The organism is Vibrio sp. S234-5 (assembly GCF_000960595.1).
Taxonomy (GTDB): domain Bacteria; phylum Pseudomonadota; class Gammaproteobacteria; order Enterobacterales; family Vibrionaceae; genus Vibrio.
On the sequence record NZ_JZAM01000362.1, the window covers coordinates 203401 to 222716 of the forward strand.

The 19316-nt window shown below is 46.3% G+C and carries 17 protein-coding genes; 11 read left to right on the forward strand and 6 right to left on the reverse strand.

The genetic code is table 11. The annotated features are described in order from the left end of the window. The first annotated feature begins 189 nt into the window (after nucleotides 1-189). On the forward strand, nucleotides 190-876 hold the full coding sequence (locus UF06_RS21200; protein ID WP_045572215.1) for an HAD-IA family hydrolase: 687 nt from the start codon (nucleotides 190-192) through the stop codon (nucleotides 874-876). Nucleotides 877-1286: 410 nt separating this feature from the next. Here UF06_RS21200 and UF06_RS21205 read toward each other — a convergent pair whose 3' ends face one another. Continuing rightward, nucleotides 1287-2720: a methyl-accepting chemotaxis protein gene (locus UF06_RS21205; protein ID WP_045572216.1), complete on the reverse strand. Its 1434-nt coding sequence runs from the start codon at nucleotides 2718-2720 to the stop codon at nucleotides 1287-1289. Nucleotides 2721-3233: 513 nt separating this feature from the next. On the opposite strand from UF06_RS21205, the gene UF06_RS21210 reads away from it, so the two are divergent. Together UF06_RS21210 and UF06_RS21215 are read left to right on the forward strand one after the other, a co-directional pair. Continuing rightward, on the forward strand, nucleotides 3234-3836 hold the full coding sequence (locus UF06_RS21210; RefSeq protein WP_045572217.1) for an ACP phosphodiesterase: 603 nt from the start codon (nucleotides 3234-3236) through the stop codon (nucleotides 3834-3836). 46 nt (nucleotides 3837-3882) lie between these two features. Continuing rightward, nucleotides 3883-5145 carry a DEAD/DEAH box helicase gene (locus UF06_RS21215; protein ID WP_045572218.1) on the forward strand — a complete coding sequence of 421 codons (1263 nt, stop codon included), beginning with the start codon at nucleotides 3883-3885 and terminating at the stop codon, nucleotides 5143-5145. Here the strand turns inward: UF06_RS21215 and UF06_RS21220 are convergent, their stop codons facing one another. Together UF06_RS21220 and UF06_RS21225 are read right to left on the reverse strand one after the other, a co-directional pair. Continuing rightward, a complete protein-coding gene (locus UF06_RS21220) occupies nucleotides 5146-5949 on the reverse strand; it encodes an EAL domain-containing protein (protein ID WP_045572219.1) in 804 nt (267 codons plus the stop codon). Between the two features lie 262 nt (nucleotides 5950-6211). Next, complete coding sequence (locus UF06_RS21225) at nucleotides 6212-6847, reverse strand: hypothetical protein (RefSeq protein WP_045572220.1); 636 nt, start codon at nucleotides 6845-6847, stop codon at nucleotides 6212-6214. Nucleotides 6848-7259: 412 nt separating this feature from the next. On the opposite strand from UF06_RS21225, the gene UF06_RS21230 reads away from it, so the two are divergent. Together UF06_RS21230 and UF06_RS21235 are read left to right on the forward strand one after the other, a co-directional pair. Then, the gene (locus UF06_RS21230; RefSeq protein ID WP_045572296.1) at nucleotides 7260-7802 is read left to right on the forward strand and encodes a cytochrome b; all 543 of its coding nucleotides are present in this window, start codon (nucleotides 7260-7262) and stop codon (nucleotides 7800-7802) included. Further along, nucleotides 7799-8368, forward strand: coding sequence for a YceI family protein (locus UF06_RS21235; RefSeq protein WP_045572221.1), 570 nt, complete (start codon nucleotides 7799-7801; stop codon nucleotides 8366-8368). The genes UF06_RS21230 and UF06_RS21235 overlap by 4 nt, the downstream gene beginning before the upstream one ends. A gap of 61 nt (nucleotides 8369-8429) precedes the next feature. On the opposite strand, the gene focA is transcribed toward UF06_RS21235, so the two are convergent. After that, nucleotides 8430-9881, reverse strand: a complete 1452-nt coding sequence (gene focA, locus UF06_RS21240; protein WP_045572222.1) for a formate transporter FocA — start codon at nucleotides 9879-9881, stop codon at nucleotides 8430-8432. A 261-nt stretch (nucleotides 9882-10142) separates the two neighbouring features. Here focA and UF06_RS21245 point away from each other — a divergent pair, with 261 nt between their 5' ends. Beyond that, entirely contained in the window at nucleotides 10143-11048 is a 906-nt protein-coding gene (locus UF06_RS21245; protein ID WP_045572297.1) for a LysR substrate-binding domain-containing protein, read from the forward strand. A 213-nt stretch (nucleotides 11049-11261) separates the two neighbouring features. Next, nucleotides 11262-11735, forward strand: a complete 474-nt coding sequence (locus UF06_RS21250; protein ID WP_039427557.1) for a DUF1097 domain-containing protein — start codon at nucleotides 11262-11264, stop codon at nucleotides 11733-11735. A 210-nt stretch (nucleotides 11736-11945) separates the two neighbouring features. Here the strand turns inward: UF06_RS21250 and UF06_RS21255 are convergent, their stop codons facing one another. Further along, nucleotides 11946-13580, reverse strand: coding sequence for an ATP-dependent endonuclease (locus UF06_RS21255; protein ID WP_045572223.1), 1635 nt, complete (start codon nucleotides 13578-13580; stop codon nucleotides 11946-11948). Between the two features lie 246 nt (nucleotides 13581-13826). On the opposite strand from UF06_RS21255, the gene UF06_RS21260 reads away from it, so the two are divergent. From UF06_RS21260 to UF06_RS21280, 4 genes are all read left to right on the forward strand, one after another. Further along, entirely contained in the window at nucleotides 13827-15587 is a 1761-nt protein-coding gene (locus tag UF06_RS21260) for a bifunctional UDP-sugar hydrolase/5'-nucleotidase (protein WP_045572224.1), read from the forward strand. 464 nt (nucleotides 15588-16051) lie between these two features. After that, the gene (locus tag UF06_RS21270) at nucleotides 16052-17089 is read left to right on the forward strand and encodes a TerC/Alx family metal homeostasis membrane protein (protein ID WP_045572225.1); all 1038 of its coding nucleotides are present in this window, start codon (nucleotides 16052-16054) and stop codon (nucleotides 17087-17089) included. Nucleotides 17090-17366: 277 nt separating this feature from the next. Further along, nucleotides 17367-17558, forward strand: coding sequence for a hypothetical protein (locus UF06_RS21275; protein ID WP_045572226.1), 192 nt, complete (start codon nucleotides 17367-17369; stop codon nucleotides 17556-17558). 132 nt (nucleotides 17559-17690) lie between these two features. After that, nucleotides 17691-18593 (forward strand): DMT family transporter, encoded by a 903-nt coding sequence (locus UF06_RS21280; protein ID WP_045572227.1) that lies wholly within the window; start codon nucleotides 17691-17693, stop codon nucleotides 18591-18593. A gap of 99 nt (nucleotides 18594-18692) precedes the next feature. Here UF06_RS21280 and UF06_RS21285 read toward each other — a convergent pair whose 3' ends face one another. Continuing rightward, nucleotides 18693-19250 (reverse strand): alkylphosphonate utilization protein, encoded by a 558-nt coding sequence (locus tag UF06_RS21285; RefSeq protein ID WP_045572228.1) that lies wholly within the window; start codon nucleotides 19248-19250, stop codon nucleotides 18693-18695. Between the last annotated feature and the right edge of the window lie 66 nt (nucleotides 19251-19316).

The following is a 19316-nucleotide window of genomic DNA, read 5'->3' on the forward strand; positions in this document are numbered from 1 at the left end:
GCATGCAAATTCTTGGCTTGTGCCAATAAATAGGTGATCTCTCCTAAATATTGGCAAATTAAATCGAGTCATTGTCGTCTTTTGCTGAGCGTGTCCTTTTCTCTTCATTACCGCGTCTTATAGTGAATACCTAAGTTGCCATCATGGCGACAAAAATATTCAAATTTGGCTGGGATAAGAGAGGGCACGATGGCGATGAGTCCAATCCGGTGCGTAATTTTTGATTGTGATGGCACCTTGGTTGACAGTGAAACACTCTGTTGCCAGGCGCTCGTACGTGTCTTTGCTCGTTTTAATGTTGATGTACCGCTTGAGAAAGTGATCGCACAATTTAAAGGGGGCAAACTGGCGGACATTCTCGACGACGCCAGATCCTTGTTTGGCTTAAATGTGTCGTTAGATGTCCTAGAACCGCTCTATCGTAGTGAAGTCAATAAATTGTTTTATCGCCATCTAAAGGCCATGTCGGGGGCGGTTGCGCTGCTTGATTTTCTTACGGGAATGGGGATTGAGTACTGCGTGATCTCGAATGGCCCTAAAGACAAGATTGAGTATTCTTTGCAGCTCACAGGCTTACTAGAACGTTTTCATGGGCGCATTTTCTCGGCATTTGATGCCAATAGCTGGAAGCCAGATCCGGATCTGGTGATGTACAGCGCTTTCAATATGGGCTTTTTACCCGAAGAATGTATTTATGTTGATGATACGGCGAAAGGAGTGAAAGCCGGTTTAAGTGCGGGGATTCGGACATATTATTTGGCCAATGGTTTTCAACCAAATCAAATCCAAGATGCTCGGGTAACGAAAATTGAGCATCTGGAGGAGTTGATAGCGTTAGTCGCAGATACGAACAAGATCAGTGACAAGCAGTACTGATGTTGTGTATGTGCACGGGTTTACGATGATAAGCAGGTATTCCTTGTGCCGATTGAACGGCGCTGAAGTTTTTAGTGTGAAACCCGCAGGCGGCACAGGTAAATTTCTCTCCGTCCGATGACAGCATGTATTCATCGTTCTGGCAGAGAGGGCAGAGGATCTCATCGGTTGTGTTTATATATTTGTAAGTTGTCATTTTTAGTCACCAGCAGCAAAAAAATTGGCATCGATAGGATAGGTCAAATGTTTAACTTCACGACACTTTTTCATGCGAATTAACAAAAACTTGAGACGAGCTTCATGCTAATTATACAACTTAGTGAGTATTTGAACGTCTTTTCAGTGAAATCTCCCCAATAAATAAAAAGCTCCCTAGGGAGCTTTTTTCGTGCCATTTATACTGAACCGGCTTATTGGGTACGATACTGTTTCAATATTTGTGATAATGAAAGTGAGGCTTTGGTCAGATTAGCAACCCCCAGAGAAGACTGTTCAGCAAACCGACGAATCGCGTTTGACTGCGTACGGATATCACTGAGTTCAGCGGCGATGTCGTTAGCAACCGCACTTTGCTCTTCCGCTGAGGTCGAGATTTGAATACTCATGTCCATCAAAGAACGTGCAGAACTGGCGATGGCTTGCACATCTGAGCCAATATCGGCAATCAAGCCACTACTGGTTTTCGCTTGGTTTACTGTCTGCGCGGTGATCGAAGCAATGTTCTGGCTCTCTGTCTGCAGTTTTTCAATCATCGCTTGAATCTCAACCGTGGCTGCTTGAGTGCGACTGGCGAGAGTGCGAACTTCGTCTGCTACGACCGCAAAACCTCGACCTTGTTCACCCGCGCGGGCCGCCTCAATCGCAGCGTTCAGTGCCAGCAAGTTGGTCTGTTCTGAAATGGCGTTGATGGTGGTGATCACCTCGTTAATCTGCGTGGTGTTCTCGTTGAGCGTGGAGACCGATGTCGACGCTTTTTCAATATAGCCAGACAACCTTTCGATTTCAGCAATTGCAGATTGAACGCGTTTATGGCTACCTTCGATGTGTTGGGCATCCAACTCAGTTTGGTGCGTGGCTTGCTGGGAAATGTTTGACACTTCTTTCGCTGAAGCGGTCATCTCCTCCATGGCGGTGGCAACGGAATCGAGAGAGGAGTACTGGTTATTAATTTGTACGCCACTTTGCTTCATCTCACTTTCAAACGAGGCACTGGTTTCACTAAGAGTGGTGGCGTTTTGCTTGACACTTTTTACCAGCTGAGTCAGGGTATCCATCGCTTTATCGAGAGCACAACCTATAGTGCCGAACTCATCTCGACCGGGGTGAAAGCCCAAACGAGAGGTGAGGTCACCTTCAGCAATTTTTTGTGTGGTGGTGTAGAGCACCCACAAAGCCCCGCCCAAGAAGGTTGCTACCCAATAGCAGAAAATGGCAAATGGAATCGCCCACAGGTAGCTCAGCAAAAATGTCGTGAGAGCAGAAGAGCGCTGAGTATTGTCTGCGTTTTTGCTATTGATCGTCAGTTGATAGTATTGCCCATCGCGACCTTGCTGCACGACACGTGTTACGCCGTCTTGGTAAACAGCCGCTTGGGCGCTACTAACTCGCGATACCCCATTTTGCGCGAGGGTCACGTTGGTATCATTGGTGGCGAGTATCCCTTTAAGTTGGGATTCAGCCGCCAATTTTGCTTTGCTTTCTATGTGCTCTAAGCTGGTTAAATAGTGGTTACCCGCAACGGCGGATAATGCAACAATAAACAGCGCGAAAATTACCCAGATTTTGTCATTGATGGACATCTTGATAAACAAGCGATCAATGGTTCTGAATTCAACTTCTCTCATATAAACTCCGTTTAGAGATCGATTCATGGCTAAAGTTATCGATATATTGGCTGAGATTATGAGATATAGATTAGAAAATCATGTAATAACAATTCATCCCATTCTTAAAATTGTGAACAATAGCTCATTGTTATGTCATTTCCATGACAAATGAGCTGCTCACTTGCCGTTAAGCTTTTGTACAACGTCGCGCAGTTAAATTAAAGCAAACGGTTACTTATGAGCTGTGTCTCGGAGATAGAAGTTGCGTCTTTCTTGTGTTACTAATGTGGCCTATAACAGCTGTCGTGATAAAGATAAAAGAGCAGAGTGTATTTGCTCAACACACAAGGAGGTCTTATGTCAGACCAATATCTCAAGAATGAAGAATCTCTGGAATGGTTGGATGCGCTGGAAATCGGCTTTGACCTATCTGATTATCAAGAGCAAGAATCTGGGGCGGAATCCGAGGCATAATCTCGTGTTTAAACGCCGACACTTGCCTCCCGCATTGCATTGATTGCCCATCTAGAAATGAATTTTCTTGCTCATCTGCATCTCGCCCAGTTTGCTGGCAGTAATCTGTTAGGCAATTTGCTGGGCGATTTTGTCAAAGGCGATCCCTATGCACACTACCCGAAAGCCATTGCAGACGGCATCCGTTTACATCGATTGATCGATAGCTTCACTGATCAGCATGATTTACTCAGAGAATGCAAAATGCACTTTCCAGTTGAACTAAGGCGCTTTGCCCCTATCGCGTTAGATGTGTTTTGGGATCACTGTCTAGCGCGTCATTGGTCGAACTATCACCCACAAACACTGGAGGATTTTGTCGAGCTAGCACAAAGGGCGGTCAATAACGCTCCGCAAGTGGTCTTGCCGCATCGTTTTGTCTTGGTTAACGGTAAAATTTGGTCAGGACGCTGGCTACAGTCCTACCAGTCGATGCAAAATATCGAATTTGCTTTGTCAAGAATGTCACAGCGCAGTCTACGTATGGCGCCATTAAGTGAGTGTGGTACGACGCTTGCTCGCCACTATCCATTTTTCGCCGAGCAGTTTGCGTATTTGTATCCTGAAGTGATGACGTATGCGCTCAATCAGCAGAAAGAATTGGTCTCATCGATAGTCTAATCATCTTAGCTCTGATAAAATCCTCGCTCATTTTTACGGGGGCCCCATGACAGCGAAATTTATTGAACTCGGTTTAGAACCAGCGTTGAGCGACACTTTATCTGAACTTGGTTTTTCAACACCGACACCCGTGCAGCAGCAAGCGATTCCGCCTGTCCTTGCTGGCAGAGATGTGTTGGCTGGGGCACAAACTGGGACAGGTAAAACCGCCGCGTATGGTTTACCGCTTATCCAAATGTTGTTAGCCAATCATGTGGATACTAAAGAAGAAAGAGCAACGCCAAGAGCGCTGGTGGTTGTGCCTACCCGTGAATTGGCGCAGCAGGTATTCGACAATTTGAGTCAATACGCCAAGCACACCTCGTTAAAAATCGTTACTGTTTACGGTGGCACCAGCATCAATGTTCAAGTGAAGAACTTAGCCAATGGCGTAGACATCTTGATCGCGACCCCAGGACGTCTGCTTGATCACCTGTTTACCAGAAAAACCACTTTAGTTAACGCGCACTTGTTGGTGCTCGATGAAGCCGATCGCATGTTGGACATGGGCTTCTTGCCGGATATTCAGCGAATTTTAAAGCGTATGCCAGAAGCAAGACAAACCCTGCTGTTTTCCGCAACATTTGACACTCGAATTAAAGCCTTGGCCTATCGCTTGATGAAAGAGCCGGTAGAGATCCAAGTCGCGGCGGCAAACAGCACTGCTGAGAAAGTGCGGCAGATGGTTTATCCGGTGGATAAAAAGCGCAAAAGTGAACTGTTGGCGTATTTGATCGGTTCACGCAACTGGCAGCAGGTATTGGTGTTTACCAAAACTAAGCAGGGCAGTGATCAATTGGTCAATGAACTGAAACTTGATGGCATTAAAGCAGCTTCGATAAACGGGGATAAAGCGCAAGGCGCACGTCAGAAAGCGTTGGATGATTTTAAAAGCGGTAAAGTGAGAGCCTTGATTGCTACAGATGTTGCCGCGCGTGGGCTGGATATCGCTCAGCTTGAGCAAGTTATTAACTATGACCTGCCATACAAAGCGGAAGATTATGTGCACCGCATTGGCCGTACCGGACGCGCAGGGCAAAGTGGCTTAGCTGTCTCTTTTATGTCCCACGACGAAGAGTATTTGCTGACAGCGATTGAGAATTTACTTGATCAACGTCTGCCGCAAGAGTGGTTAGCCGGCTTTGAGCCAAGTCCTGCCAGCACTTTTATTGATAACAATGCAACAGGCCAACGTAAAAGCCGTTCGGCCGACAAGCGTAAACTGAAGGCAAAGCTGAAAATTCACCAAGGGCGCGGAAAGAAAAACTGATTAAGCGTAACAAACCGCGCTGAACAGATGCTCTTCCGATAACGATTTGGGCATGGCAAGCAGGTAACCCTGGTACATGTCCAAATTGAGCAACTTCATCAAAGCGAGCTGATGTTCAGTTTCAATCCCTTCGATCACTGTCATCGAATTCATTTCATCAGCAAATTCAAGCGCTGCCAGAAGCAATGCCGTCTCACCTTGCTCGTATCTTTGTAGTAAAGAGCGATCGAGTTTGATGATGTTGGGCAGAATGTTCCTAGTTCGCTCATGCGTCGACGCTTCTACGCCAAAGTCATCAATTGCCCACATAAAACCATTACGACTGAGCGACCGAGTGGCAAATTGCAGCTCTTGCTCACAGTTAACGTGCACTTCAATCAGCTCCATGACAATTTGACTGGGTCGTAAGTTTGCCTCTTGGATTGTCCTTAGTAGAAAGTTGTAACTGAGCTCTTCATTGGCCAGTCGTTCAATGGCATGCGGCAGCACGTTCAAAAACAGATGTTTATCTCTGTAGCGGGAAAGGGCAAAGTTGCGGATATGAATAATGCGGCTCAGTCTTTCGACATTGAGCCTGTCAGTTGGCGACACATCATCGCAATGAAAGAAGAGATCCGGCCTGATTGTACTACCGTCAGCGCAGTCTATTCGTACTAAGGCTTCCAAACCGACCAAAGTCATGTCTTTCTTGTAGATCGGCTGAAAAACACTGCGCAAAGTCATCTCTTTGTAGTGAGCAACGAACTGTCCATCACACGCGGTGTAAATGTATTCATCCAGTCTTTCTGCTGTTAGCGTATTCATTCTAATTAAGGCTCAAAATTCAATATGGTGAAACTGGCTCACCCAAAATTAATAAAGTTGTCAAAAATACAACGTAAAATATGCTAGCGGGTTTTGCGCCCTCGTTCTTTCTACCCCACAGGTTTTAGACTTAGCAAGCCCCCTTGTGGTTTTACTCAAGGATTATCGAAGCAGGTCAAACTTTGTTGTCGTCCTTGATATTCGTGCAGTTTCTTTATTTTACCTCGGTTGTGTAACGGATGTGCTCTCAGTTTTATATGGTTTAATGCCACTGTAAAACCGCATAAAACTGAATATATTTGCGTACCATTTGTTGGTTCTTTGTACGGCGTAACGGGTGGCCAAACTTAAGGTAACAGGGCGAAATGTTAAAACGCCCTTCTAGACTTTGGGTGAACTGGGAATCACAGGTGTAGAGAGAGATGCCTTGTTCACTGTACTCAGTGACTTGATCTGGCAATGAACCCATCCACCAATAGAGCAGTTCACGGCTGGTTTTACTGCGGCTTATCCAATGATCGCCTACCAAAAACAGCAGATCGTTTGGTTGGATAGCATAACCATATTCACTTTGCCACTCGGTGATGGACGCCAATAGATTGTCGCGACATGTTTTTCCCGCGCTGATCATGTGATGCGACAGCACCCACACTGTGCCGATATCCGACGAGATTCGGTACTGATGGGGGAGATCGGGCTGCTCAACGGTTTCCAACGCTTCAATCACACTCTCATGGTTAAACAGTCTGAGGGTGTTTTGCATGCGACGCGCAAACGCCAAAGCGAGATGATGCTCATTCATCCCGTGATTATGCACTGCTGGATAGTGTTTCTCGCAAAGCTTCAAACAATCATCCTGAAAGTTATTGACGCTTTTTATAACCAAATCGAGTAGCAAGTCATTTCCCTATCAAATACGTTTCACGGCGGGTGAGGTTAGCATGTTTGATTTTCTCCAACTAACATTTGCTTACAAGTTCTTGATCAAAACATCATATTTTTGCGCCTTTTAACATAGTGTTAACTCCTCTTACCTGTCATCCTATGCAACTGTGTTATCTGGCCCCTATTGAAAAAAACTATCGATAAATCAAATGGAAAGAGCTATGTATCTCACAATGTACTTGTATAAAAATGACCTATTCTCAGGTGTTTGAAGTTCCTTCGAAATTTTCGAACAAGTTGATTCATCTGGCTAGGTCGCTGATGGGTAAAAGTTGGTAAATAATTTCGTTTAGTTTGTTTAAAAAGTTATATTAAGTCCGAGACTTATGCTTATTAACTATTTCGCAATGGGTGGTGATCTACACATGAAGGAAACTCAGGTAACACAATACAATGCGGTGGCTCGGATCTTACACTGGCTTTCGGCGGTGGTGATTGTCGCCATGTTTGCTGTCGGTTTATGGATGGTCGATCTTTCTTACTACAGTGAATGGTACAAAACTGCACCAGACTGGCATCGTTCAGTTGGCATTCTTCTGTTGCTCGTCACTGTGTTTAGACTGCTATGGAAAGCACTTACCGCTTCTCCAAAAATAGAAGGTTCTAAGCTGGAAATTGCGGCAGCTAAAGCGGCCCATCATTCGATTTATCTTCTGATGATGGTGATTTTCATATCAGGTTATCTCATCTCCACCTCTGATGGCCGTGGGATTGAAGTGTTCGGTTGGTTTACTGTGCCGAGTTTGGGTGAGTTGTTTGCAAACCAGTCAGACATCGCCGGTACGGTCCATTTCTACGCAGCTTGGCTGCTGATCGGTTTAGCGGCACTTCACGCGCTTGCTGCCTTAAAACATCACTTTGTCAACAAGGACAATACGTTAAGAAAAATGATAGGAGCTTCAAAATGAAAAAATCACTGCTTGCTACAGGGCTTGCGTTTGCGATGGCACTGCCATTTACTGCCAACGCGGCGGATTATGTGATTGATACAAAAGGGGCACACGCGTCAGTTAACTTCAAAGTTAGCCATTTGGGTTATAGTTTTATCAAAGGGCGTTTCAATAAGTTTTCTGGTGAGTTGAGCTACGATCAAAACAATATCGCCGCTTCTAAAGTGCAGGTTGTCGTTGACACTCGCAGCCTAGATTCTAATCATGCAGAGCGTGACAAGCATATCCGCAGCAGCGATTTCATCGATGCGGGTAAATTTGATTCAGCAACGTTCACCAGTACCAAAGTGGTGGACAAAGGCAATGGTAAACTGGATGTTATGGGTGACTTGACGCTACACGGTGTCACTAAACCTATCACGATTGCCGCAGAGTTTGTGGGTGCAGGTAAAGATCCATGGGGCGGTGAGCGTGTTGGTTTCACTGGCCAAACTCGCCTAGAGCTGGCCGATTTCAATATCGCGGTCATGGGCGCGTCTAGCTACGTGGACATGGAATTGCATGTTGAAGGGATCAAAAAGTAAGGTTTGATTCAACAAAAAGCAAAGCCTCCATCTCGGAGGCTTTGCTGTATTAGAGAGCGTATTAAGCTCTTTCTAATTCGCGAGACATCACCAGGTTTAGTCGCTCGCCGTAGATTGGTCGTAGCGCCGCAAGTACTTCTTTGCGCGAGACCACGCCAGCGAGTTTGCCATTTTCCAGCACGGGCAAGACATGTGGCTTACTCACTTTCATACTTTTCGCGCGCTCTTCCAAAGAGAGAGACGTCATGCGGGTGGCGATGCCCATACTGCTGGTCGGATAAAGCTGCTCCTTATCAATACAAAAAAACTCCACCACGTCGACTAAGCGGTCATTGATATCAATTGCAATCACATCACGGCTCATCAGATCCACCACCTTCTGCTCGGCATTGGGAATATAATCTTGACACCATAGGTCGACCATCACATCGTGAGCGGAGAGGAAACCGACCAAACGGCCTTCGATATCGACCACTGGAGCACTGACCAGTTGATTGTCTAACAAGGTGTCGAGTGCAGTGGCAATCGGCATTTCAACCCCTAGTACCACGGGCGCGTTATTCATGATGTCCTTGACGATATAAGCGTTTTTCATAGTAAATTCCTTAACTGACGTAATATTTTTTGTTTGTGTAATTGTGCTGATGTTGGCCGCCTTCAGTGATGGGCGGCGATAGAGGCACCAGTTTGCTAACCCGACCAGTACCGCGCCACCGACGATGTTGCCAAGCGTTACCGGGATGAGATTCGCCGTGATAAAGTGGCCAATGTTGAGATCGGTATAGTGGCTTGCCGATACACCGATTTGCGACCAAAACGCGTCCGGTGCAAAGTTGGCGATGACTATTCCAAGCGGTACCATAAACATGTTCGCCACACAGTGCTCAAAGCCGCTGCTGACAAACATGGCCACGGGTAACATGGTCATTGTGGCTTTTGTCATCGCGTTAGCGGAGCTAAATGTCAGCCAAATTGCCAAGCAGACCAACAGGTTACATAAGATACCTAACGAAAATGCTTCAACCGTGGTGTGGTGCAGTTTGTGCTGGGCAATATTGAGTGCATTCAATCCCCATTGACCACCATCCATTTGATACAGCCCGGCAGAGGTCACCAGCAGCAGCAAGAACATCGCGCCGATAAAGTTGCCGACATACACTTTTCCCCAAATAGTGAGCATTTTGCCAAAGCTGATCTGTCGATTTGCCCAAGAGATGCTTGATAGAACCGAACTGGTGAATAGCTCCCCGCCGCAGATGACAATCAGAATAAGCCCCATGCTGAATGCGAGCCCGCCAGCCAGGCGGCTTAATCCCCAGCCCGCACTGCTGCTCCCCGTTGTTACTGTGATATAGAAAAGAAACGCCAAGCCGATAAATGCACCAGCCATAATGGCGAGCCCAAGTGTCATGGCGCTGGTTTTATTCGCCTTGCTGAGTGCGAATTTCTCTGCTTCTGCCATCATCTCTTTTGGTGAAAAGTATTGTGTGTTTTCAGAGGTAGCCACTGACATATCGACTCCTTTTTTCTGAATTCATTGTTGCTCCTTAGCTCATTTATATTTGTTAGTCCAAGCCTTAAGTTATAAGCCCTGACGTTGTTAGTGAGTGCGGTGTTCCCGAACCGCACAATCAGATTAAGGGGCGGTTATCTAGAGGTAAAATTGATAATTTTTAGAAAGCTCATCAAATTCTTTGATATGTAAAAAGAGAAGCGTAAAATGAAACCCATTGCTCATCAATTTGATGAGACGCTTGAATTTAGGGAGGAAATTTTGCGCTATTCGTTAAAACAGTTGGCAGTATTTGATGCCGTTGCCGATTCTGGCAGTGTCAGTCAGGCGGCGGACAAATTGGCACTCACCCAATCGGCAACGAGTATGTCGTTAGCTCAACTGGAGAAAATGCTTGGGCGCCCGCTGTTTGAGCGCCAAGGTAAGCAGATGGCTTTGACACATTGGGGAATGTGGCTTCGGCCGAAAGCGAAACGATTGTTGCAAGACGCGCAGCAAATCGAAATGGGGTTTTATGAGCAGCATTTGCTCAGTGGTGAAATCCGACTTGGCGCGAGTCAGACCCCAGCGGAACACTTGGTTCCCGATCTCATCAGTATTATTGATAACGACTTTCCAGAGATGCGCATTTCTCTTGGGGTCAAAAGTACCAAAGGGGTAATTGAGGGCGTGCTGGATTACCGCTATGACCTCGGCATCATTGAAGGGCGCTGTGATGACAATCGGCTCAATCAGGAAATCTGGTGCCGCGATCACCTAACGGTGGTTGCTTCGGCCAACCATCCTTTTGCCAAACGTGACACGGTCAGTTTAGCGCAGCTTGAACAGGCCCGCTGGGTATTGCGTGAGCATGGTTCGGGCACTCGCAAAGTTTTTGATAGTTCCATTCATCATTTGGTGGAAGACTTGGATGTGTGGCGTGAGTATGAACACGTCCCAGTGCTGAGAAGTTTGGTGGAAAATGGCTCATATCTGACGTGCTTGCCGTATTTAGACGTTGAGCGTCACATCGAAGCGGGGCGTCTGGTTGCGCTGAATGTGCCTGAGCTCAGTATGGAACGGACCTTGTCCTTCATCTGGCGCGCTGATATGGCAGAAAATCCTTTGCTTGAGTGCATCAAGAGGGAGGGGCTACGTATGATGAAAGGGCGTCCAACGGTGTTGTAAACAGAGTACAGTTCAGTTTTTAGACTCAAAACAATCATACCTAAATCTGTTGATTTATCGGTTGCGTCAAATTATCAATGCAATAAGTGAAAATTATTATTTCCTATTGTGATCATTATCACTAGGGGGTGAAGGCGTTTCACTTAGTATTGTTTCCTGATTGAGTTGTGAGTATGCAGATGCAGTTACTCACCGGTTTGGGTCGAGAATACTATGAGTACATTAGTCGCTATTTCGCTGACAACAGGCATTCTGTCTGGCATTTGGGGATGGATTGCCATCTCGTTTGGGCTTTTATCTTGGGCTGGCTTCTTAGGATGCACCAGCTATTTTGCCTCGCCTAACGCTGGTGTTAAGGGCTTGATTGAAAGCTTGCTCACCAATATGACAGGTGTGTTTTGGGCGATGGTGATCATCTACGGTTCGACATTCGCTGGCCTTGAGATTCTTGGCTATGTGATAACCGCTGTAGTGGCGTTTCTTATGTGTATTCAAGCGAAACAAACTTGGTTGGCTTACATTCCCGGAACGTTCATCGGTTCGTGTGCAACATTTGCTGCGGATGGTAACTGGCAGTTGGTTGTCCCTTCACTGTTGTTGGGCGGCGTCTTTGGTTACCTGATGAAAACATCTGGCCTGTGGCTTCACCAGAAATCAGTCACTACATCACTTGCAAGGCAAGCGTGAGGTAGACCCCCCCGATCTATTTGTATCCCTGTGTAGAGTTTAATCCCGCTTTATACTTTCTATCAGTCAATATGATACTTGATACAAGCGCATCTTTTCAGATGCGCTTTTTTTCTCTTCGGTGTTTTGGATGGGAGATGCAGCCAAGTTGATATGTGTCATCATTCGCATTGATGTTTATTTGAAATGTATTGGTATCTCTTCATGCAACTAGGTGTTGCCATTGGCCATCGTTACCACGCGTTTCAGTGTCCAACGCAGCAACACCGGGATACATTCCACGCCATTGAGCTCACAGTGAGAAACAATCGCCAGCGCCAAATCGGGCTTAGCGTGTTTCTTCAATACACGCGTGACGACTTTTTTCGCCGGGATCGGATGTTCATAAGGAATTTTGATAAGGTCCCTAAAGAACTTATCAAAGCCATGATTATATAGAAAATGCTCAATGTCGTGATCGGGTAATTCGGTTAAGCGATGGCGTGCTTGGTCGTGGCCGAGCATCGAACGCACGGTTGTTGCGTATTTTTTCCCTGCGGCGTCGCCATCGGTGACAACATGCCAATCGATGCCAAATGCTTTAGCCACTTTGATCAAAGAACGTAAGCCAGACTGTGCGAACTCGATGATCTGTACTCCCTCCGCGGCCAGATTATAGCCGCATTGATTGGCCAGCTCGTTAAACAGCCATACCTCGGTTTCTCCTTCTACCAACAACCAGCAACGGGCAAACAGCGCTCCAGAGCGGTGAAAGCGAATGTGAAAACCAATCTTGCGCAACTCATCGACGCTAAAGCGGTGCGACTGAATCGATTTAGCGATGGTGCGATCCGATTGACGAATTAAGCGGCGAAGCGAGGCCAGTGGCACAGAACCCAGCAGCGCGCCACTGTTGGTGGTGAGAATCTTCTGCATGGGCAACATTTGCAGCAAGCTCCAAGCGCGAGCGAGATGTGTGGGATGCAGACGACCTTCAGGATCTTCAATGATCAAAATCGGCCTTGCACAACGGCGTAAATCGCCCGGTCCTTTAGCTTGTAGATAGGCGTTTAGCAAGCCCATCAAAAGGAGTCTGGTCTGTTTGTTGTTCGTCTCTTCAATAAATTGGCTAAGGTTTTTTTCAGAAGAGGTTGAATTGTAGAACAGGCCATCGCGTGGTTTGCGCGGGTCATTTTTACTGACACTTTTAAAAGAGAAGTAATGTTCAATCAGAGAATGCATCGATTTTAAACTGCTGCGCATTTCCCCCTTGTTCACATGGCCAGGAATGGCCATCAGCCTGCGGCAGGTATTGTCGATACGTTTTTCAATCCGTGCATTTTTACCGTTGGCTGTTGAGCCTGGTAGTTCAGGAAACTGGCGAGAGTCACGCAGGCGAATCACCGGGTGCAATGACATTAGCTCTTGGGCAATTTTTTCCGAATGGTGAAGGCTTCTGGTCGAACCATCAAGATTCAAAAAGGCGTAACTGGTCGAAATGTCGTAGCCGTTACGCGACGCGCTGATACGGTAAAAAATACGGTGATCGCCGTTGTCATCTCTGCACCAAACCGGTTTCAATCGTCGGTAACGGCCCGCTTTGTTTTCGTGTCTGTCGGTAGAATGAAAACAGAGCACAATTTGTAGATGCTGCGTTTGTGGATGAGAAATGGAGTAGTCGACATGAAAATCGGACATCTGAAATTGGTATGGCACGCCATTAGGAGGCAGGACCACCGACAAGGCATCCAACAGAGACGATTTACCCCAGGTATTTTCGCCAATCAAAGTGGTTAATTCATCAAACGCAAGGGATAACCGTTTGATACCACGAAAGCCAGCAACTTCGATCCGTTCTAACAACATAGGCATCCTCCTGAGACATCGCTGCACCACTAATTATTTGAATGTAAAGTGAAAGGTGCTGATAGTAAGCATATGTCAATTTCTAAGCGCTTGTTTGTTATGGAGTCACAAATTGCGTGCGCTTGGCGATTTATTAAACATTCATGACCAACAGGCTGTGACAACCGACTCAGTCACTTTTTCTTTTTGCATTGGAGTTTCATAAAATTCACGATTCTGTCATCATTCTGTTCTAAGTATAAAGGAATGAAGAGAGAGAAAGTGACTATGATAAAAACGCATAAGCCAGTCACGCTGAAACTGGCACACATCAATGACACTCATTCCTATTTTGAGCCAACGTCATTACAGCTCGCGATTCAAATCGGCGAGAACCTCATTGAACCTTACGTAAGTGCAGGCGGCTTTGCTCGTATCGCGACTCGCGCCCAACAGATCAAACAAGAAGCGGAGAGACAGAAAAAAGGGTTTCTTTTCTTGCACGCTGGAGATTGTTTCCAAGGCACGCTCTATTTTTCCCTATTTAAAGGCAAAGCCAATGCGGATCTGCTCAATACCTTGGCCATTGATGCGATGGCGTTGGGAAATCACGAGCTGGATATGGGCAATGAGCCGGTCGCGGAGTTTGTCCGTCGGGTTCGGTTTCCTCTGCTCGCTGGTAACTGGAATTTGAGTCATGAACGGCAAGACAAAGCATTAACACTACGTGATGCGGACAACGTGAAGAGTTTTCAAAGCGAAACGCACACCGCAGACTACATCATCAAAGAGATCGACGGTGAACCCGTAGCCATTTTTGGCCTGTCGCTGGATAAAATGGCCGACATTGCCAACCCCGACCCGGATACTCCGTTTGAAAATTCAATAGATACTGCGCGAAATACGGTTGAACTGTTGCAGCATCGTGGCATCAATAAAATCATCTTGCTTAGTCACCTTGGCTATGAAGGCGATATTGAACTGGCACGTCAGGTGGATGGCATCGCGCTTATTATCGGTGGACACAGCCACAGGTTACAGGGTGACTTTAGCGCAGTCGGACTCGGAAAAGATGACGACTATGGTTTGAAAATTAACGAGACATTCATTGTGCAAGCAGGTTACCACTCGATGACCATGGGCCACTGTGAAATCCAGTTTGAAGCCGATGGTCGAGTGAGTAACTTCCAGGGGCGCAATGAGCTGCTGATTGGTCGGCGTATGTTCCTCGATCCTGGCCTTAACCAACAAGGGACTTGCGATTGGTATAATCAAGCGGCTGATTTTATTGATGGGCAGCTCAATGTGGTGGTGTGCAAAAAGGATGAACAAATCCAAGATATTATGCACAACAAATACATTCCTCGAGTGAGAAAGCTGCAGCAGTCGATCATCGCCAACGCAGAGCAAAAGTTACGTCACGTACGAATTCCTGATGACGAAGGTCCGAGCTCCTTAGCGCCACTCGTGGCCGCGTCTTTTGTCCATGCACTGAATAAGCGACGTCATAACGTTCAGTTTGCGCTACATAACGCCGGTGGCGTAAGAAACTCGCTAAATCCCGGAGAAGTCTCGGTGGCCGATGTGGCCGGAAAACTGCTGCCTTTTGCCGTTCCTGTCGGTTTTTATGATGTACAGGGGAAGACGATTGCCGCGGCTATTGAGGGCGCGATTAATAACGCCATCAATAATGGTGTTGAAGGTACGGGGTCTGGAAGCTATCCATACACTTACGGCTTGCGCTTTGATTATCAGCCGCATAACCCGATGGGACAACGGATTGAAAATCTACAAATCTTGAACTCGGGTCATTGGCAGAATGTCGAGGCGGATGTGTGGTATCGTGGCACATCGTCAGCCTACACCATGAAAGGCAAAGAGGGCTACGAAGCGTTGGGTAAGATGAAAGGCGATGGTTTTGTCAGTACGCTATCGATGGCGGACTGTTTTATTGAATACCTACAAGATGTACCGAATGTGCTAAATGAGTCCGTGAGTGTTTCGTCCAACAGGTTAAAACTGGTATAGAGTTTGCTGTGTTTCCTGCGGAAAATGGGGGAAACGGATATGTGGAATAAAGATTGGGTGGACACTGCCGTCGTTGTCGGTTGGGTCGCAATATGGTCAACGCTGGTGTATCTAGTTCCGCTAGGCGGCATGTAGCCCAAACAGATCAAGAGAGCTTCGGCTCTCTTTTGTTTTAGGCCAAGAAGACTATTTAGAGATTCATTCTGGATCCAATAACAAGAGTGGAATAAAATAGCTTAGTTTGGGGAGTAGTTAGCGTAAGTTTATTTGTCGTCATCCCGTTAGGCTAAGGCCTTTCCGGCAATTAAAGGTGTTTATCCAGTTGAGCCAATCGGCTTGCGGCTGTGATAGTCACTTTAACGAGACCAACGCATGCACAGAGTGTCAAAGCCCAAGGCTTTGGCGAGATTTGTTGTTTGCGGAAGGTCCCGAACTATGAGGTTCCTTCTGCTTTGGAGGAAACCATGTCCCCGATTGTATCTACTTCGCTATTGGCTGAATCTACGCCGTTTTTTACCAGCAGTGCTGCTATGTATGGCAGCTTCGCATTGCTCACCCTTGTTTTAGTCTCTCTTGATATTTGGCAAACTCGCGGCGGTTCTATTTCGATGCGCCGCGCACTGGGCTGGAGCTTAATGTGGTTTCTCTTGGCGTTTGTCTTTGCCACGACCATTTTTCTTTGCTGGGACAGTTACGTTCCCAACAGCCCGTACAGTCACCAAGAAGCGACGATGGCTTTCTTAACGGGTTACCTACTGGAAAAATCGTTAAGTGTCGATAATCTGTTTGTTTTTGCGATTATTTTTACACAGTACCAAGTGCCGGAGTCGCTGCGTCCACGTGCTTTGCTCTGGGGTGTGATTGGAGCCTTAATACTGCGAGCCATTATGATTGCCGTCGGCGCGCAGCTTCTTGCACAGTACCATTGGATTTTGTATCTGTTTGCGGCATTTTTGATTTGGACGGGCATTCAACTTGCTCGGGAGAAAGATGAACAAACGTCGCTCAACCCGTTGCCAGAACGTTTGCTCCGACGCTATTTCAAAGTCACTGACACCTTTCATGGTCAATCGCTGATCGTGAAACGCGCAGGGCAGTGGTTTGCCACGCCGATGCTGATTGTCATCGCTGTGATTGCCGTGATGGATGTGATGTTCGCTTTGGACTCTATTCCGGCTATTTTCGCTGTCACCCAAGAGCCGTTTCTTGTCCTTGCGGCGAATGTGTTTGCTCTGCTGGGGCTACGCTCACTCTATTTTGTACTGCAAGCCATGATGGATAAGTTCGTTTACCTAAAACCCGCTTTGTCGATCATCATGGTGTTTATAGGTGTGAAAATGCTGCTTGTCGGTTCTGCGTATGAGATCCCAACATTGTGGTCGCTGAGTTTTCTGTTGTTTGTCATGACATCAGCCATTGTGGCTTCTCTCAAGGTAAATCAAAAGAGGGCTAAGCAAGCGCTTATTAGCCTTAATATAACTAATCAAAATAGTGAGAAGTGATGGCGTTGAAAGTGAAGTTAAAAATATTTAATGTGAAAAATATGTGAAATTAGTCCGTTTGGCTAGGTGCTGATTTTGAGTTTATGCAGCTATTTTGGCTTATTTGTGAATTTTAATGCATAAAAGAGTATTGGTTAGTCTTAGGGTGTGTTAATGGTTTGTTTTATTAGAAAAAATAATCCGAATTGTTAAAAATAGTCATTTTTTGACCATGGAAAAAAGCCCTATTATTCAGCCAACGAAACGAGAACGTTGAAAGATTTTAAGAGAGGCAATCATGGCACAAGCGATGCACATCAACAATGTAGCTTTACCAACCTCTATGGATAAGAGAACCTATTCGGTTAACTTCAAAGGATTGATTGCTCACCTATTGGATATTCTTTTCGTCGATAACAGTGCTCAGCGCAGTTATTACACAGAAGAGTTGCCAGTACATCTGCAACGAGATATCGGTATGTACCGCTAATCTCGCGCAAAGAAAACAAAAGCCGACGCCAATGTCGGCTTTTATTTTTTCTGCTCCCGATGTGGTAAAGACGTAGTTTGCGGCTAACCCGCTGTGATACAGTAATGCAAATTATTCTTACTCCTTCCTCCTATGTCTACAAAACTCGAATCTTGGCTGCCCATTGGCGTGCGTTATATGCTTTTGTCTGCGTTGGGCTTTGCGCTTATGTCAGCCAGCGTGAAATACGTCAGTGTGCATGGTATTCCGTTGTTTGAGATTGTCGCCGCACGTGCGTTGGTATCTCTTATCCTCAGTTACGCGGATGTCAAAAGAAAACGGATCTCGATTTGGGGCAACAATAAAGGACTGCTATTCGCCCGTGGCACGGTCGGTACCGTCGCACTGATGTGCGTTTACTACTCAGTGACCACCTTGCCCTTGGCTGAAGCCACCATTTTGCAATACGTTCATCCGGTGTTTACTGCGCTTTTGGCGGTCCTCTTTTTACAAGAGCGGGTTCAGATATCCACTCTTGCCTGCATTGGACTGTGCTTACTCGGCCTTTTTTGCATGGTCTACCCAACACTTGGTCAGCATGCGGTAAGCGAGTTACCGATGTTCAGTGTTGCTATCGCTTTGCTTGGTGCGTTCGGTAGTTCAATCGCGTATGTGATAGTGAGAAAGTTAAGCCGCACCGAAGACAGTTCGGTGATCATCTTTTACTTTCCTCTGGTCGCCTTGCCGACAGCGTCGCTTTTAATTGGTGATGACTTTGTTCTTCCGGATCTCTGGTTAGTTTTTGCCCTGGTTTTGGTCGGTATTTTTACTCAAATTGGCCAGTTTGGTTTAACTAAGGCAATGCAAACGCAAACCGCTGGGAAAGCGTCTGCCTACTCTTATGTGCAAATTGTCTTTTCTGCGTTGCTGGGGGTATGGCTATTTAACGAAATCCCTTCTTTTTGGACTTTTCTTGGCGGGGCATTGATTGTGTTCGGTGCGCTAATTAATGTTTTTGGGCCTAAATTGAGCGGTTTTTGGCAACGTGCTCGGTAACCTGATCTTGCTCGAAGAGGCGATTTGGGGCTATGCCATCTAACGAAAAACAAAAAAAGGCGCCTCATTGAGACGCCTGATTTTCGAAACGAGCAAGGCTTATTTCTTACGGCAGTATTCTGCGATCACGTACATTGACTGACCGCCATTCACTTTACCAGAAACCAATTTAGGATCGTCACTTAGGCTAATGCCGCGGATAACGGTACCTTGTTTGATAACTTGGTTAGTGCCTTTGATTGGCAGATCTTTGATAACCGTAACATCGTCGCCTTTTTTCAGTTCAGCGCCATTACAGTCAACGGTTTTGTCGTCTGCAGACATTCCTTTCATCGCCCAAGTTTTTTGCTCTTCTTCCATGTACATCATGTCGAGTGCATCTTGAGCCCAAGTTTCGGTGTTGAGGCGAGTCAGTTGGCGCCATGCTGTCACTTGAACGGCTGGCACTTGGCTCCACATGCTGTCGCTTAGGCAACGCCAGTGGTTAATGTCTTTTGGCTCATCGATTTCGCTCAAACACTTGTCACAGACCATAATCGCAGTATCCACAGTCACGTGAGTGTGCGGTGGTACAGGGTAGGCCGATAGCGAAGAATCAGAACAACACAATTCACATTTAGACTGGCAACGATCCAGCAGAGTTGCTTCGATAGACATGAGAACTCACCTTAGTAGTATTAATTTGAGGCGGTATTATCCACTTTATCCTGAGAATTAAAAGGG

Coding starts and splice junctions, on each gene's coding strand:
- UF06_RS21200 (WP_045572215.1), top strand. CDS start 190: ATGGCGATGAGTCCAATCCGGTGCGTAATTTTTGATTGTGATGGCACC.
- UF06_RS21205 (WP_045572216.1), bottom strand. CDS start 2,720: ATGAGAGAAGTTGAATTCAGAACCATTGATCGCTTGTTTATCAAGATG.
- UF06_RS21210 (WP_045572217.1), top strand. CDS start 3,234: ATGAATTTTCTTGCTCATCTGCATCTCGCCCAGTTTGCTGGCAGTAAT.
- UF06_RS21215 (WP_045572218.1), top strand. CDS start 3,883: ATGACAGCGAAATTTATTGAACTCGGTTTAGAACCAGCGTTGAGCGAC.
- UF06_RS21220 (WP_045572219.1), bottom strand. CDS start 5,949: ATGAATACGCTAACAGCAGAAAGACTGGATGAATACATTTACACCGCG.
- UF06_RS21230 (WP_045572296.1), top strand. CDS start 7,260: ATGAAGGAAACTCAGGTAACACAATACAATGCGGTGGCTCGGATCTTA.
- UF06_RS21235 (WP_045572221.1), top strand. CDS start 7,799: ATGAAAAAATCACTGCTTGCTACAGGGCTTGCGTTTGCGATGGCACTG.
- focA (WP_045572222.1), bottom strand. CDS start 9,881: ATGTCAGTGGCTACCTCTGAAAACACACAATACTTTTCACCAAAAGAG.
- UF06_RS21250 (WP_039427557.1), top strand. CDS start 11,262: ATGAGTACATTAGTCGCTATTTCGCTGACAACAGGCATTCTGTCTGGC.
- UF06_RS21255 (WP_045572223.1), bottom strand. CDS start 13,580: ATGTTGTTAGAACGGATCGAAGTTGCTGGCTTTCGTGGTATCAAACGG.
- UF06_RS21260 (WP_045572224.1), top strand. CDS start 13,827: ATGAAGAGAGAGAAAGTGACTATGATAAAAACGCATAAGCCAGTCACG.
- UF06_RS21270 (WP_045572225.1), top strand. CDS start 16,052: ATGTCCCCGATTGTATCTACTTCGCTATTGGCTGAATCTACGCCGTTT.
- UF06_RS21275 (WP_045572226.1), top strand. CDS start 17,367: ATGGCACAAGCGATGCACATCAACAATGTAGCTTTACCAACCTCTATG.
- UF06_RS21280 (WP_045572227.1), top strand. CDS start 17,691: ATGTCTACAAAACTCGAATCTTGGCTGCCCATTGGCGTGCGTTATATG.
- UF06_RS21285 (WP_045572228.1), bottom strand. CDS start 19,250: ATGTCTATCGAAGCAACTCTGCTGGATCGTTGCCAGTCTAAATGTGAA.